Origin of the sequence: Limimonas halophila (genome assembly GCF_900100655.1) — a bacterium.
In the GTDB taxonomy this organism is placed as follows: domain Bacteria; phylum Pseudomonadota; class Alphaproteobacteria; order Kiloniellales; family Rhodovibrionaceae; genus Limimonas; species Limimonas halophila.
In genome coordinates this window covers 1-14512 of record NZ_FNCE01000006.1, presented here as the reverse complement: position 1 = coordinate 14512, position 14512 = coordinate 1, and the positions used below count along the sequence as shown (strand labels likewise).

At 65.7% G+C, this 14512-nt stretch carries 12 protein-coding genes; 10 read left to right on the top strand and 2 right to left on the bottom strand.

The annotated features are described in order from the left end of the window. Positions 1 to 116 precede the first annotated feature (116 nt). The 7 genes from BLQ43_RS08915 (at position 117) to BLQ43_RS14385 (ending at position 12192) form a co-directional block, all read left to right on the top strand. Complete coding sequence (locus BLQ43_RS08915) at positions 117 to 476, top strand: helix-turn-helix domain-containing protein (RefSeq protein ID WP_245659531.1); 360 nt, start codon at positions 117 to 119, stop codon at positions 474 to 476. Between the two features lie 82 nt (positions 477 to 558). Continuing rightward, positions 559 to 2223, top strand: a complete 1665-nt coding sequence (locus BLQ43_RS14620) for a hypothetical protein (protein WP_090019945.1) — start codon at positions 559 to 561, stop codon at positions 2221 to 2223. 421 nt (positions 2224 to 2644) lie between these two features. Further along, positions 2645 to 4495 (top strand): cadherin repeat domain-containing protein, encoded by a 1851-nt coding sequence (locus tag BLQ43_RS08905; protein ID WP_090019943.1) that lies wholly within the window; start codon positions 2645 to 2647, stop codon positions 4493 to 4495. A 201-nt stretch (positions 4496 to 4696) separates the two neighbouring features. Continuing rightward, complete coding sequence (locus tag BLQ43_RS08900; protein ID WP_090019940.1) at positions 4697 to 8260, top strand: beta strand repeat-containing protein; 3564 nt, start codon at positions 4697 to 4699, stop codon at positions 8258 to 8260. A gap of 294 nt (positions 8261 to 8554) precedes the next feature. Beyond that, positions 8555 to 9772, top strand: coding sequence for a glycosyltransferase family protein (locus BLQ43_RS08895; RefSeq protein ID WP_143006217.1), 1218 nt, complete (start codon positions 8555 to 8557; stop codon positions 9770 to 9772). Positions 9773 to 9808: 36 nt separating this feature from the next. Further along, complete coding sequence (locus BLQ43_RS08890) at positions 9809 to 10576, top strand: PIG-L deacetylase family protein (protein ID WP_090019936.1); 768 nt, start codon at positions 9809 to 9811, stop codon at positions 10574 to 10576. Positions 10577 to 10620: 44 nt separating this feature from the next. After that, the gene (locus BLQ43_RS14385) at positions 10621 to 12192 is read left to right on the top strand and encodes a sulfotransferase family protein (protein ID WP_143006216.1); all 1572 of its coding nucleotides are present in this window, start codon (positions 10621 to 10623) and stop codon (positions 12190 to 12192) included. A 40-nt stretch (positions 12193 to 12232) separates the two neighbouring features. Here BLQ43_RS14385 and BLQ43_RS08880 read toward each other — a convergent pair whose 3' ends face one another. Further along, the gene (locus BLQ43_RS08880; protein WP_090019931.1) at positions 12233 to 12613 is read right to left on the bottom strand and encodes a hypothetical protein; all 381 of its coding nucleotides are present in this window, start codon (positions 12611 to 12613) and stop codon (positions 12233 to 12235) included. A 375-nt stretch (positions 12614 to 12988) separates the two neighbouring features. Here BLQ43_RS08880 and BLQ43_RS08875 point away from each other — a divergent pair, with 375 nt between their 5' ends. After that, a complete protein-coding gene (locus tag BLQ43_RS08875) occupies positions 12989 to 13225 on the top strand; it encodes a DUF4160 domain-containing protein (protein WP_090019929.1) in 237 nt (78 codons plus the stop codon). Beyond that, positions 13206 to 13487, top strand: a complete 282-nt coding sequence (locus BLQ43_RS08870; protein ID WP_090019927.1) for a DUF2442 domain-containing protein — start codon at positions 13206 to 13208, stop codon at positions 13485 to 13487. The genes BLQ43_RS08875 and BLQ43_RS08870 overlap by 20 nt, the downstream gene beginning before the upstream one ends. 144 nt (positions 13488 to 13631) lie before the next feature. On the opposite strand, the gene BLQ43_RS14615 is transcribed toward BLQ43_RS08870, so the two are convergent. Continuing rightward, positions 13632 to 13784, bottom strand: a complete 153-nt coding sequence (locus tag BLQ43_RS14615; RefSeq protein ID WP_176758601.1) for a hypothetical protein — start codon at positions 13782 to 13784, stop codon at positions 13632 to 13634. A gap of 332 nt (positions 13785 to 14116) precedes the next feature. Between BLQ43_RS14615 and BLQ43_RS08860 the strand changes: the two genes are divergently transcribed. After that, on the top strand, positions 14117 to 14332 hold the full coding sequence (locus BLQ43_RS08860) for a DUF2283 domain-containing protein (protein WP_090019923.1): 216 nt from the start codon (positions 14117 to 14119) through the stop codon (positions 14330 to 14332). Positions 14333 to 14512: the final 180 nt, after the last annotated feature.

The window sequence follows — 14512 nt, the reverse complement described above, 5'->3', positions numbered from 1 at the left end:
CCCGTGCGGGCGATCCATCCGGCCGTGCGCTGCTTTCGGGCGGGGCACGCCTGGGCGGAAACACAATCCACGCGCGGCGCCGCGCGGCGCCGGGGCGAGGGCAACGGAGCCGAACCGTGTACGCGCATCCGCAGCACGACAGCAAGTACGACGTCCAGAGCCTGCGCAAGCAAGCCGGGCGCTGGATGAAGAGCCTGCGCGAGCGCGCGGGCCTGTCCCAGCGCCAACTCGCCGAACGGGTCGGGCTGGACTACTACAGCTTCGTCTCGCAGCTCGAAGCGGGCCGCGGCCGCGTGCCGCCGGAACGCTACGAGGTGTGGGCGCGCGCGCTGGAGGTCGAGCCCAAGGCGTTCGTGAAGGGCATCATGCGCTATTACGATCCCGTCACCTATGCCATCCTCTTCGACGAGGACGGCGCGGATGCGCAGGATCCGACCCAGACCACGCGCGCAGCCAACGCCAACGACGACGCGTGAGCGCGTCCGGGCGGGTGCACCCGGTGTCCGGTCCGCCGGCCGCTCCAGGTAGAGCGGCCCCGCGCACGCAGGGAGGTAAAGGGTGACGGCGGCAATCCTGTCCTTTTCCAAGCGCGCACCCAAGCCGCGCGATTGGCGCAACCAGGAGATCGCCGAGTTCCACCGCGCCGTCGATGCGCTGTCGCGCGCGGGCTTTCAGGTCGAGACCGACCGCGGCCTGACCGACGAGGGCGAGCCGTGGTTCGTCTTCGTCCGCCCGGACAGCGAAGAGGTGATCGCGCACTTCGCGCGGCTGGACGGCACCTTCATCGCCGACGCGGGGCTGCTGGACAGTCCGGTGCGGGCGAACGATCTGCGCGAGGCGCTGAACCGCATCCTGGATCAGTACGAGGTGCTGGTCCCGCGCGCGCCGCAGCCCTCCGGCGGCACGCGGCTGTCGATTCATCCCGCGGCCATGCTCACGGCCTTCGTGGCGACGGCGCTCATGCAGCTCCGCGCCGACGACGCACGCGCCAGCACGCCCGGCGGCGAGGTGCGCGGCGGCGTGGGCGCCGGCAAGCCCGGCGGCGGCGAACACACCAGCGGCTCCAGCGCGGTGCAGACGGGCGCGATGATGACGGCCGCGATCGCCGCGGTCGGGCTGGCGGCCACCCCGGTCGACGGCACCGGCGCCGTCACCACGGTTTCCACGCCCGCGCTGCCGGGGATCGAGGCGCTGGCCGCGATCCTGCACGCCCCGGACGAGGCGGGCGCCGGGGCGGAGGACGCACCGCGCGTGCAATTGGTCAGCGCGCACGACGCGGCAAGCGATCTGGTCGGCGGCGCTGGCCGGGACGGCGAGGGGCGGAGCGCCACGGCGCCCCATCCCGTGTTGCTGCCGGCCGACACCGCGGACGAGAACGGCCAGCCGTTCGCGCAGCTTCAGGCGCCGCGCCCGGAGCTCGGCTTCACGGCAGAGCCGGTGACGGCCGCGCCGAACGCGGCCGAGCCGGAGAGCCCCGCGGCACGCCAGCTGGCGGTGGCGCAGCCGCAAGCGGAGACGACCTTCACCGCCGCCGACTCGCTCCAAGTCGATCCCATCGACTTCCAGGGCGTCACCCTGGATGCGGAAGGCGCGCGCACGCTGCTGCGCGCGCTGCTGCCCGATGAGCGCCGGGAAGACGACGCGCCGGCGAACGGCGACGCTCCGGCGGACGGGGAGGACGGCGAAAGCGGTGAGTCCGGCGCCCCCTGGCACGGGATCAGCCCCGGCGACGACACCGGAAACGGCGACGAGACCGGAAGTGGCGGCGACCAGCCGGACGCTGGCGGGCCGGAAGGCGACGAGCCGAAGGACGGGGAGTCCGGCGGTGACAGTCCCGGGCACGGCGGCGATCCGGACTCGGCTGCGGAGCTGGCCGAGCTGGCGGCAGACCGTGCGGCGGCGCTGACGCGCAGCGTGAATTACGTCTTCGACAACCGCGCCGACGCCCAGGACCTCTACCTGGACAAGGAGACCTTTGCCGGCGAGACCGCGCTGGAATTCCAGCAGGCCAACGACGGCGACCTGCCGACGGTCGTGGCCTTTGAAAGCGACCAGCTGGAGCTGGACGCCTTCGCCTTCATGCCGGGCGTCATTTTCATGGAGGCCGACGCCCTCACGCCGCAGCTCGACGTGGCGGATAGTCCCTCGATCACGATCGATCTCGCCGACGGCGGGGCCATCAGCCTCGTCGGCATCGGCAGCGTCGAAGCGCTGACGGCGTGATCACGCCCCGCGTCGTACCACGCGTGTGATTGCGGCGTGCGCAGCGGCTGTGGCCAATCGTCATCGGGCGGGGCCGCACGCCGGTCCCCCTTGCGAGGCGCGTGCGGCGCAACCAACCTTCGGGATGCGGTTAAGGATCGTCGCTGTGCGGGGGTTTACGCGGCGGCGATGACCATTTTACCGTTCGCACTGGACTCGGGGGCAAAAGTATAAGTTGTCGCGCACATGCTCACCGCAGACTCTTACCACGCCACCGCGATTGACCCGCCACGCCGCTCCCTGTTAAAGAGTTACTATACATGCGCTGGGGCTACCCCGAAGGGTGCACGCCGACCGGCAGCATGCATGGCCACGCTGAGCCAGCGAGGAACGCGCTAAGGGGCAGGGAGCGCCAACGCGCACCATCGAGAGGAGGCCTTCCATGGCAGACTTGAGCACACCGCAAGACCAGGCCACGGCGTTATTCGTCGGCATCCTGGGCCGCGCGCCGCGGACCGACGGCCGTGACTTCTGGGCCGGTGAGATCGAGAGCAACGGCATCGAGTCCGTCGCCGAGCAGTTCGCCACGTCCAACGAGCTGCAGAACACCGAGAACAGCGGCGCGCTGAACTTCGACGCCGACACGGCCACGCTGGCCGACCAGATCTCCACCAACCTGTTCGGCAGCGCCACGGCGCTGGGCGATCTGGGCCTGCGTGACGACATCGAGAGCGTCATCAACGACGACGGCAGCCCCGAGGGCATCGCCGCGGCGATCGGCGGCGCGATCGACACGGTCGGCACGCTGCAGGGCCTGGACGACGGCATCCTGTCGAGTTCCGCCCAGGCGGTCGTTGAGGCGCACAACAACCGCGTGGACGCGGCCAACAACTTCGCCGCCGCCTGGGACGCCAACGGCGGCGAGTGGGGCGACAACGGCAACCTCGACGCCGACCGCCAGCTGGGCCAGGACGCGCTGAACGGCGTGAACGAGAACGCCGATTCCGTCCCGAGCGAGGACAACCTCGGTCAGACCATCGCCGACGACGAGCAGACCACGCCGGGTGACGGCGATGGCGACGGTGACGGCGACGGCGACGGTGACGGTGATGGCGATGGTGACGGCGACGGCGACGCGCCGACCGTCGAAAGCGGCCAGACCGTCTCCTTCCAGGAGAACGCCGCCGCCGGGGCCGGCATCGGCCAGATCACGGCCACCGACGATGGCTCCATCACCAGCCTCGAGGTCACGGGCGGCGACGGCAACATCGCCGACTACGTCACGATCGACGCCAACGGCACCGTGGCGCTGACCGAGGCGGGCGCCGGCTCGGCCCTGAACGACTTCGAGACGGGGAGCAACAGCTTCACCGCCACGGTCACGGCGACGGACGACGACGGCAACACCGGTTCGGCCGAGGTCACCTTCAGCGTCTCCAACGACACGGCCGATGACGGCGGAGACTTCCCGAACCTCCCGCCGGCCTTCGGCGGTGACGGGCCGGAGCTGGTCGACGCCGGCACCTCGTCCAGCGAGAACATCAACGGCAACCAGTCCGCCACGGTCTCCGGCAACGGCGGTCAGGACCGCTTCGCGTTCGACACCGGCTCCAGCGCCGACCTGACGATCGACGACTTCGCCAACGGCGACCAGCTGTTCTTCAACGTCGATCAGATCGGCGACGTCGGCGTGCAGAACAACAGCTTCGAGGACGGTGAGGTGACGCTGTCGGCCGGTCAGGCGACCGTGACGGTCACGAACCTGTCCAACACCGTCGATCAGCAGATCTTCGACACCACCAGCTTCGAAACGCAGTTCGGCGACCGCGGCCTCGGCATCAACGGGGACGCCTTCGGCGAGCCCGCGTCCGACGGCAGCGGTGACGACGGCAGCGGCGACGACGGCAGCGGCAGCGACCTGCCGGCCCTGCCGAGCGAGGGCGGCCCGGATCCGGTCGATTCCGGCACCTCGGACAGCGAGAACATCAACGGCAACCAGGACGCCACGGTGTCCGGCGCCGGTGGTGACGACCGCTTCATCTTCGACACGGGCAGCAGCGCCAACCTCACGATCGATGACTTCGAGAGCGGCGATCAGCTGTTCTTCCAGGGCATCGACGAGCTGGCCGACATCGGTGTCACCAACAACGACACGACCGATGGCGAGGTGACGCTCTCGGCCGGTCAGGCCAGCGTGACCACGATCAACATCGGCCAGGACGCCGATGGCGACATCTTCAACGCCTCGACGTTCCAGAACGTCTTTGGCGACGACGCGCTCGGGTTCGCGTAACCCGGCACGGACGACCGGGGCGTGCTCCGCGCGGGCACGCCCCACCACTCGGGGGGACTTCCATACGGCTCCGCACGCTCGGGGGGGAATCCGCCCGTCACACGACGTGACCTTGTCCGGCGGCAGGTACGCCGGAACGGGTCCGGACTTGGCGACCAGGCATAAGGTTTGGGCCAAGACACAACAGACGGAGAGGCAACCATGGTTGATAGGCTCATTCTCGACGGCGACGGCGGCACCACGCCGATTGCCGCGCCGTTGGGCGGCGCTTCGCACGACGGCTTCAACGTCATCGGCACCGCCGCGACCGAGACGATCCAGATTCAGGCGAACCAGCAGACCGCCGGCCAGGTGACGAACTTCGCCGCGAACGGCGACACCGTTCAGTTCGCCGGCAGCGTGACGGACTACGACTTCCAGGTCAGCGGCTTCGGCCTGGAGATCACGGACACCGTCACCGGCACGACCTCCACGATCTCGCTGAACAACGACATCGCGAACGCGGCCTCGCAGCTGCAGTTCGCCGACGGCACGATCGACGCCGGCATCGACAGCAGCGGCGACAGCCCGGCCGTCTCGGTCGGCGGGCAGACCTTCGCCGACGGCGACAGCGTCGATCCGAACAACGTGACCGTTGGGGATGCGACCGGCATCGGCCGTGGCGGCGACCCCGTCGAGCCCCAGCAGGACTTCTCGCTGTCCGACAGCCCGAACGTCGTGGACGAGGGCGGCACGGTCACCTACACCGTGACGACCAACCAGGCGCTCAGCGAGGACACGACGCTGCAGCTCGCCACCAGCGGCAGCGACCTGGGCGGCAACGCGGCCGAGGCCGGGCAGGACGACTTCACGCTCTCCACCGGCAGCGTGACCTTCAACGCGGGCGCCGAGGCCGGCGACACCCTTACCTTCACGCTCGATGCCTCGCGCGACAATGTGTCCGAGGGCCTCGAGGGCGTGCAGGTCAGCCTGCTGGACGAGAACTTCGACCAGGTTGCCAGCGAGACCACCGGCATCTCCAACGTGCCGACGGGCAACACCAATCAGCTGACCACGGGTCAGGACAACGTTGGCCCGCAGCAGGCGCTGGAGACCACGGCCTCCAACGACACCACGCAGGGCGTAATCGACATGAGCTCCAGCAGCGACGGCACGCTGCAGAGCTTCGACAGCATCGATTCCGCCGGCGGCCAGTCCGACGAGTTGGTGGTCAGCACGATCGGCTCGGGTAGCGGTGCGGTCACCGTCAACCCGACGGTGGACAACACGGAGCAGCTGTTCGTTTCGAACAACGCGACCGGTGGCAGCGACGTTCTGACCTACAACACGTCGAACACCTCCGGCACGAACGAGTTCTGGTCGGACGGCAGCGCGTCCGGCAGCACCACCGAGATCAGCAACGTCGAGAACACCGGCGCTGTCTTCGGCCTTTCCGGCGCTGAGGGCACACTCCGTGCGGTGTTCGCCAACGACGCGGTCAGCGGTGACAGCGACAGCATCAATGTCACGGCGACGGGCGGCTCCAGTGCCACCATCGACACGGACAACGCGGCCGGTGACACGGATGTGGTGGAAACGCTGTCCGTCACGAGCACGGGTGGCGAAGAAAACACGGTTCTCACCACTGATAATTCGTCCAGTTCGAACGATATCGGCAACGCGTTCGAGACGATCGAGGTTGGCGGCACTGCGGACCTCGACCTCGGCATCGTGGAGGACGACGCCTCTGACGTCGCGACGCGCACGGTCGACGCCGCCGGTTTCGAGGGCGACCTGACCGCGACGTTCGGTACGACGGATGCTTCCGCCAGCGGCGGTATTTCCGCAACCGGTGGCGCTGGTGACGACACGGTCGATCTCGGCAATCTCGGCTCGACGAACGTGAGCGGCACGTCGATTGACGTCGCCACTGGGTCCGGCGACGACACCGTTGACCTGGGCAGCAACGACTACAGCGGCGACACGACGCTCGACGGCGGCGCCGGGACGGACGAGGTGATCGCGGCCGGCACTGGTAACCTTTCGCCGGGCAGCGGCGCCACGCTGAATAACTTCGAGACGTTCAGCGCCGAGTTCCAGTCTGGCTCCAGTGGCAACGTCGACCTCAGCAATCTCGGCGACTTCGAAAATGTCAACGCTGTTGTTGGCTCTGGTGGCCTTGCTGGTGCAGGCAGCGGCATTACCGCCAACTCGGTGGGCGCTGACAGCAATTTTGCCTTGCAGGCCAACACCAGCGGCGGGACTGAGCTTGGCTTTCTCGACGTCCGCCTTGCCAGCGGCGAGGCCAGCGGCAACAGTGATGCCCTTGGCTTCACGATCGAGAACAACGCCGCAGACACTGGCAACGGTTCCGGCACGTTCACGATCGGCTCGGGCGGTGACGGCCTCGTGCTGGACAGTGGTGACGTTGGCGGCAACGGTGAAGCCGAGCAGGTCAACCTGACGCTCAACAGCGCCAATGACCAGACCAGCGGTGATACCGACGTCGCTGATATCGAGTTCACGTCGATTCAGGACAGCACGATCGAGAGCCTGGACCTGAATGGCGATGCCGACGTGAAGATCTCCGCGGCGATCGGTGGCAGCAGCAGCGGCAATACCGTTGACGCTGGTGACCTGACCGGCTTTGTCGACCTCACCTTCTCCGGCGGCGTCGATCACGACGTGACCGGCACGGCCAACGACGACACCTTCGATTTCGGCAGCATCGCCGACAGCGGTGACGTGCTGAACGGCGGTGACGGCGATGATACGTTGAGCGTGTCCGCCTCGCAGAGCGGCTCCGGCACCACGTCGATTAACGCGCCTGAGACGAGCAACATTGAAACCGTGGACGTGAGCCTTACGGCGAATGGCGCGGGTACAATGACGGCTCCGGCCGTGGCTGCGCTTGATGCCTCCAATCTCGCCGGCAGTGAGACGATTGAGCTTAGCGCTACGCTGACATCCGGCGGTGGCGGCGAGCTCTCCATCGCGCGGCTCGACAATCTTGCCGATGGTGCTTCCGTCGACATCAAGGGCGACGCGACTGCGGGGAGCAGCGGTGCTGTCGAGCTGAATCTCGGTGGTTCTGGCGATAGCCAGAGCATCAACGTTGGCCTTGACGCCAGTGGTCAGACCGTCGATGAGCTCGCCCTCGACGCATCGGGCGGCAGCAATGGCATCGAGACCCTGAACCTCGACGTGAATGACGGCAGTGGCGAGTCCGACACCAACGCCACGATTTCCGATCTGGACGTTGCCAACACGACCACGATCACGGCGTCTAGCTCGGACGACAACCTGTTGGTCTCGAACGTCACTAACGGCAGTTCGATCGAGACGGTGGACCTTTCCGACTTCGGTGGCGGTTTCGAGATCGCTGCTCTCGGAAGCACTGGCGGCAGTGTCACTTATGATCTCGGCGAACTCGCTGAGGGAGTGAACAATCAGATTGCCTCTGGCGAGGGCAATGACTCTCTCAATGACACGGCCTCCGTCATCAATCTCGAGACTGACGAGAACGACACGCTCGTCTTCGATGGGATTGATAACAATCTCCGTGTTAACGGTGGCGACTTTGGCGGCGACATCGTCGATGACACGCTCGACTTCAGCAACGTCAGCGGCGTGAACAGCACCGATGACCTGACGTTCACCGGCGGTAACTTCGACGATGACAGCACGTCGGACGACACGCAGATTTCGTCCGATGCGTTCGACGGCGATTTGGTGTTCATCGATACGAACGTGAACACCTTCAACAACGACGACTTCGTCTTCTAAGCATCCGGGATAACCGGACGCTGCTTGGGGCCGGTCCTTCGGGGCCGGCCCCTTTTCATGTGGCCTGCGTCGGGCGGCTTCGCACCGCCAGAAGCGAACCACCGCTTCGCCGTCCCCGCTGCTCGCCGAAGTTGCCGGTGCGGGCAATGACGGGTCGGGGAGGTGGGGCCGGACGGATAAGGCCGTCGCACCCGTGGCAGGGTCAAAACACGATCCCGGCAACCCCTCTGGACGACCGGCGCGATTTTCGCCATACGGGCCGTCACCCCCAACGGATAAGCGAGCGGCAGGGCCGTGAAAGTTGTCTTCCTCTCGCCCATGTGCGTGCTGGACACGCGCAGTGGCGCCGCGCTGGAAATGCGCACGCTTCTGGGCTGGCTTTCCGAAGCCGGGCACGAGGCCTATTCCATCTCCGCCACGCTCTTCGACGGGCGGCACGAATTCCCCATGACCGCCGCCGTCGGCGCGGAGGGCGCCGCCGCCCACAACCAGGGCAAGATGCTGCGCTTCTGGCGCGATGGCGTGCGCCACCACGTGCTCTACACCAAGAGCACCCAGGGCCGGCACCTGGAACGCGACGAAGCCCAGCGCCTGCTGACCAAGACCGACGAAATCCTGCGCGAGCTGCAGCCCGACGTCGTGATCGGCTACGGCAGCGACACGCTGTCCAAGAAGCTGTGGGAAAGCGCGCGTCGGCACACCCGCACGCTGGTCTTTTATCTGGCCAACGCCTCCTACCAATACCCGGACGTCTTCCAGACCTTCGACCACGTGCTGTGCCCGTCGCCCTATCTGCGCGACCTCTACCGCGAACGCCTGGGCATCAATCCCGGCGTGCTGCGCACGATGATCCACGAAAACAACCGCGCGCCCGCGCACGAGGTCACCTCCGTCGCCAGCATCGGTTCGCGCAGCAGCGGCTTCATCACCTTCATCAACCCCACCGGCGACAAGGGCGCCACGCTTGTGATGAAGCTGGTGGAAATGGCGTGGGCCAAGCGCCCGGACTTCACCTTCCTGCTGGTGGAAGGGCGCGTTTCCGCCGACGCGTGGCGGGAGATCAAGCCCGACTTCGTGACGATGCCCAACATCTGGTGGATTCCGAACCAGCAGGACATGCGCCGCGTCTACAAGCGCACGGCCGCGCTGCTCTTCCCCTCCTTCATCCAGGAAGCGGCAGGGCGCGCCATCACCGAGGCGCAGCTTGGCGGCATCCCCGTGCTGGGCGCCAACCGCGGCGGCATCCCCGACCAGTTGAACGGCGGCGGCTTCTGCTTCGACCTGCCGGACGCGCTGCTGGAAAAGTACACCAACGTGCCCAACGCCCACATCGTCCAGCCCTGGTTCGACACGCTCCAGCGGCTGATGGACGACGACGCCTACTACATGCAGGCCGTCCAGCGCGCCCACCGCGCCGCCGAGCCCTTCGAGCCCGCGCAGCGCAAGAAGGACGCCGTGGCCGAGATGCTGGCGCTGGCCGACCAGCGCGAGGCGGCCGGTGCCGCGTCCTGAACCGCGTGCCGGGCGAAGCCGTGTGAAGGATCCGTGATGCAGACCGATCCGACGATCCTGGACGACTGTACCGTCGTCATGGCGCATCCCGACGACGAATGCCTGTGGGCCAGTTCGGCGGTGGCTCGCTCGCGGCAGGTCGTGCTGTGCTACGGCAACATCGGTAGTCAGCCGGGCCTGTCCCAACGCCGGCAGGCCGCGATGCAGGCGTTTCCATTGGCGAACACGACCTTTCTGGCCGTTCCCGAGAGCGAGGTGTTTTCCACCGCGGCTTGGCCGCTTCCCGGGGAAACCTGGGCTGGCCTGCGATGCCGGCGGAACAACGACACCTACGAAAGCAACTGTGAGCGCTTGATTGCGTTACTGCGCGAGCATCTGCGCGGGGTGAAAACGGTCGTAACGCACAACCCGTGGGGTGAGTACGGCCATGAGGAGCACGTGCAGGTATTCCGCGCCGTCATGCGGTTGCAACAGGAATTCGGGTTTTCCGTCCTCGTGTCCGGCTATTGCAGCAACCTGACGGTGCTTCTGGCGCAGCGGCATCTTGGCCGGTTTTCGGATTGCCTGGCGCACCAGCCGACGGACATGAAGATCGCGAAGACATTGCGCGATCACTACATCAAGCACGGCTGCTGGACGTGGTTCAAGGACTACGCTTGGCCGGATTACGAGCATTTCTTCGTCGTTGACCCGGCTGCGGCGTCAGCCAAGCGGCCGCAAACGCCGACAATTCAACCGTTGATGTTCGTTCAACTGCCCGCGCCGATGCGCGTTTCGTTCACGCTGGATCCGTTTACGTCGTAACCCGAGCGATCAGCTGACGCCGCTGATCCGGAGTGGCACCGCCGATGTCGAAGACGCTTGTTTTCACGATCACCACCGGCCGATCCGGGACAGTGTTCCTGACGGAACTGTTGGCGCGCAACGTTTCCAACGCGCGCGTTTACCACGAACACCAGCAGTGGTGGTCGCACGGCGTCGACACGCCCGATCACTCGGATATGATGCATTTCAACAATGCCGGTGTGACGCGAAAAATAAGGACGTTCTGGGCGCGTAAGTTCGAGCGCGTGTTGGCTGAGCCGGGCGAGGTGTACGTGGAGCCTTCGCATTATCTCGCGAAGGCCGGCTTGGTCGAAAATCTCGATCTGCTTCCGTCGGATGTTGGCGTGAAAATCGTCTTCCTGAAGCGCGACATCCGCAAAACCGGTCTGAGTCTGTTCAATCTTCGCGAATTCGAGAACCCCGCTTCGGCCTGGGTGTGGCTCCCGCCGGCGTCACAGAATTGCATCATACCGTCCAAGAAGTTCCGCCAGTTTGGGCGCGCCGGAACGATCTTGTGGTATGTGTCTGAAATGCGTGCTCGCGGCGGGTACTATCGGGAATATATAGCGAATAATCATTCGTGCGATTTCGTGGACATCAACCTTGAAGACTTCCGGGACGAGGATGGCGCCCAACGCTTTCTGGAACGCCTCGGTGTTCCAACAAAGCCGGAGGGGATCACGCTTCCCCCGCCAAGAAACGGGCGAGATAGCGTCTCCACGACGGAACAAGAGCGTCAGTATTACGAAGAGGTTTATCGGCGGATCAGCGGGGATCCGGAAACCGTCGGTAAGCAGTTCTTTGAAGCCGGTCGAACCCTGACCACCGGTCCGGTCCCGGCACCGAAGGTCGACAGCCTCGTGATCCCTGATTCCATGGCGGCGACCCAACGACCGAGTGCGAGTCGCGACGAGGACAAGAGTGGGCAGGTGTCTGCCCCGGCTACGCAAAGCGGGGCGGTCAGGTCGCCGGACGATGTTCGTCCAATCGTCGTCCTCGGGTCGTGGTCAAGTGGCACCACAGCCGTAACCGGGTATTTGGCACGGCTTGGTGCATATTCGTGTCCGCCCCATGTGCAGACGAAAGATCCCAGGACGCCGAACAGTCATGAACCCACCGGGCTTCGAGATGCGGTTTTGTCCCGTGTGGATCAATTTTCGCTTAAAGCCAAAGAAGGTGATACGAGCGGTTTCCGCGAATGGTTGCATGAATGGCTTCAAGAGCAAAAAAGATATGCGGCGGAAGCCGGATGTAGTCATTTGATTATGAAGCATCCTGTTTCGGCCTTCTTCATTGCTGATTTGCAAGCGGTGTGCGAGCCCACCTTCCTCGTGGTCACGCGGCCGTTCGAGGCCATCGAGCGCAGCCGCCAGCGGCGCGGGTGGCACCCCGTCTACGGCCAGGCCGGGGCGAAGGTCATCTATCAGACCATCTTCGGCAAGGTGGTGAACCAGGACATCAACGCGCTGAGCGTGAGCTTCGACCGCTTCCGCGCCGACCCCACGCTGGGCGGCCGGCTGCACACCTGGGTCGGCATGGACCCCAGCGCCCACACCGTCGACGCCGCGCTGGCCTGGGTGCGCGGCGAGCCGTAAGGGCCGGGCCGCCATGTGACGGCCCGGCCGTGTTCGTTCTCTATTTGTTCTCTTCCGCGGCTTCCGTCGTGGCCTCGCCCTCGGCGGCTTGAACCGTGCTCAAGGGCCGGATGCCCTCTACGCACGGAATCAGCGGACCGCCCGGCGGGATCTCTGCCAGGGGCGTGTGGGATGCATGGCCGTCCCGATCCCGATGAAGAAGCACGATCTTCTTGTGCGGGCGCCGGTAGGCTTCCGGCTTGTCCGCCGGCAAATGGTTGATGATGAGGATGTCGCCGTCGTGGGCGACACGCGTCATGCTTCCAAGGGTGTTCGGGTTCAGGATTTCGCTGAACTGCATTTTCGTGCCGATGCCGATGACGGCGAAGCCCTTCTCGGCGTCGCCAAGGCTGGCAAGCTTTCCGATGCTGGCGTTGATCATAGCGTACCTCGCAAATGTTCATGGTATGTTCTGCATGTCCGTGCGTACGAAAGCACGCTGCGTTTGTAAAGAGGGTGGCCGATGCCAGTTTGCTTCACCGCCCAGGGACCGGCTGGCGTCGCCGTGCCCGCCGGGTCGCCGGGGTTTCCGTCCACCGGAACGGGGTCCGGTGGCATGGGTGGGCGAGATTGCCCGCTTAAAGCGGGCAATGACGGGTACGAGAACCGGGCAATGACGGGTGGGGGGAGCGGGCCATGACGGGTGGGGGGCGGTCGTGAGCGTACGCATCTCGCCTCTGCCCCCTTGAAATGAACGCCGGTCGGGTGTCGGCTCGGTGGGCTGGCTTGTTGCGGGGGGAAGGTTTCAGGTGCGACGATGCCGACGGTGCTGAGAGAAAAGGGTTTTCGCTTCTACTTTTACAGCCATGAACCGAATGAGCCGCCCCATGTTCATGTGGACAAGGGCGGTGCAAGTGCCAAATTCTGGCTGCAAACGGGCGGCGTGGCATCCGCGACCGGCTTTTCGGCGCACGACCTGACGGCGCTCCATCGGTTGGTTCGCGAGCGGCGCATGAAATTGTTGGAGGCGTGGCATGACTTCTTTGGCACCTGACACCGATATCCGGGTCTTGGCCGTATCCGTCGACGAGTCGCGCCTGAGTGTGGACCTCATGGACGGCCGTTCGATCAGTGTGCCGCTCGCGTGGTACCCGCGCCTTGCGAACGCGACGCCCGAAGAGCGCGCGCATTGGGAAGTGGCCGGTGGCGGGTATGGCATTCACTGGCCCGACATCGACGAAGATCTGAGCACGGAAGGCCTGCTTCGCGGCGCGCGGGCGCCGCAACCGCACACGCCGGCTGAACAGCCGGCGTAGGGCGTCTCCCCAAGTTCGCGTCGCGAAGCGTCGCCGCCACCCGACCTTCCCCCATCGTCATCACCCGGCCCCGACCGGGTGATCCCACCCGGTTCGGTTATCCCCGCCGATCTCGGGGCCTTCGACAAGGGCGAGATTGCCCGCTTAGACACGCAGTCGCTGGCCGAAGGCCAGCAAGCGGGTAATGACGGATTGCCGCGACCACGGCGAAGCGGTATCGATCTCGCCGCTGGTGGAGAGGGCGGCGATGATCGCGATGACGGAATACTTCCGCGTGAACGTGCTCGCGAAACGCACCTACATCCGTTTACAGCATCGGACGCAAATTCGTGTTCAGGAACGTGGACGCCCGCAACGGTGTGCGGGCGTGACGAATTGGGAAAATCCGCCCCATTACCGTCATGGCCGTTCACCGTAACGGCCATCCACGCCTGTTTCTGAAAAGAAGTCCGATGCTGTAGAATGGTATTGGCAGGCGCTGGACGCCCCGGTGCGGCGCGAGGTGCAGCCCGAAGACGGGCGCATTCGGCATTGGACCTGGATACCCGAGATTGGCTGGTATCTGCGCGTGGTCACGCTGCCGGACGGCGAGACGGTCCACAACGCCTTCCGGATCGAAAGTGTCAACCGTGAAGCTGAATTACGATCCCGCGACCGATGCGCTCTACATCCATCTGACGGATGATGTGGCGGTCGATTCCGACGAGGTTTCGGATGGCGTCGTGTTGGACTACGACGCACAGGGCCATCTGGTCGGCATCGACGTTCAGCACGCCCGCCATTGCGCCAATATCGACCGCCTCGTCGTCGAACACGTTCCCGCACCCGGCCAGGATGCCGCGTAAGGAGGCTCCGGCTGCATGCCGGCCGGGATCGGGTGGGCCGGCTGCGCTCCGCACTTGCGGCCTCGTGACGGGGCGGCCAAAGCCGTCCACTCAAAATCTCCTGCCGATGCGATGAAACACCGGCTTGCGGCGAACCCGCCGGCCACGGTTGCGGTGTCGTGACGGGGCGGTGGATGCTGT

What these genes read in the sequence shown, in the direction of transcription:
- BLQ43_RS08870 (WP_090019927.1), top strand. Translation starts at nt 13,206, where the DNA reads ATGACTTCTTTGGCACCTGACACCGATATCCGGGTCTTGGCCGTATCC.
- BLQ43_RS08875 (WP_090019929.1), top strand. Translation starts at nt 12,989, where the DNA reads ATGCCGACGGTGCTGAGAGAAAAGGGTTTTCGCTTCTACTTTTACAGC.
- BLQ43_RS14385 (WP_143006216.1), top strand. Translation starts at nt 10,621, where the DNA reads ATGTCGAAGACGCTTGTTTTCACGATCACCACCGGCCGATCCGGGACA.
- BLQ43_RS08890 (WP_090019936.1), top strand. Translation starts at nt 9,809, where the DNA reads ATGCAGACCGATCCGACGATCCTGGACGACTGTACCGTCGTCATGGCG.
- BLQ43_RS08880 (WP_090019931.1), bottom strand. Translation starts at nt 12,613, where the DNA reads ATGATCAACGCCAGCATCGGAAAGCTTGCCAGCCTTGGCGACGCCGAG.
- BLQ43_RS08900 (WP_090019940.1), top strand. Translation starts at nt 4,697, where the DNA reads ATGGTTGATAGGCTCATTCTCGACGGCGACGGCGGCACCACGCCGATT.
- BLQ43_RS08905 (WP_090019943.1), top strand. Translation starts at nt 2,645, where the DNA reads ATGGCAGACTTGAGCACACCGCAAGACCAGGCCACGGCGTTATTCGTC.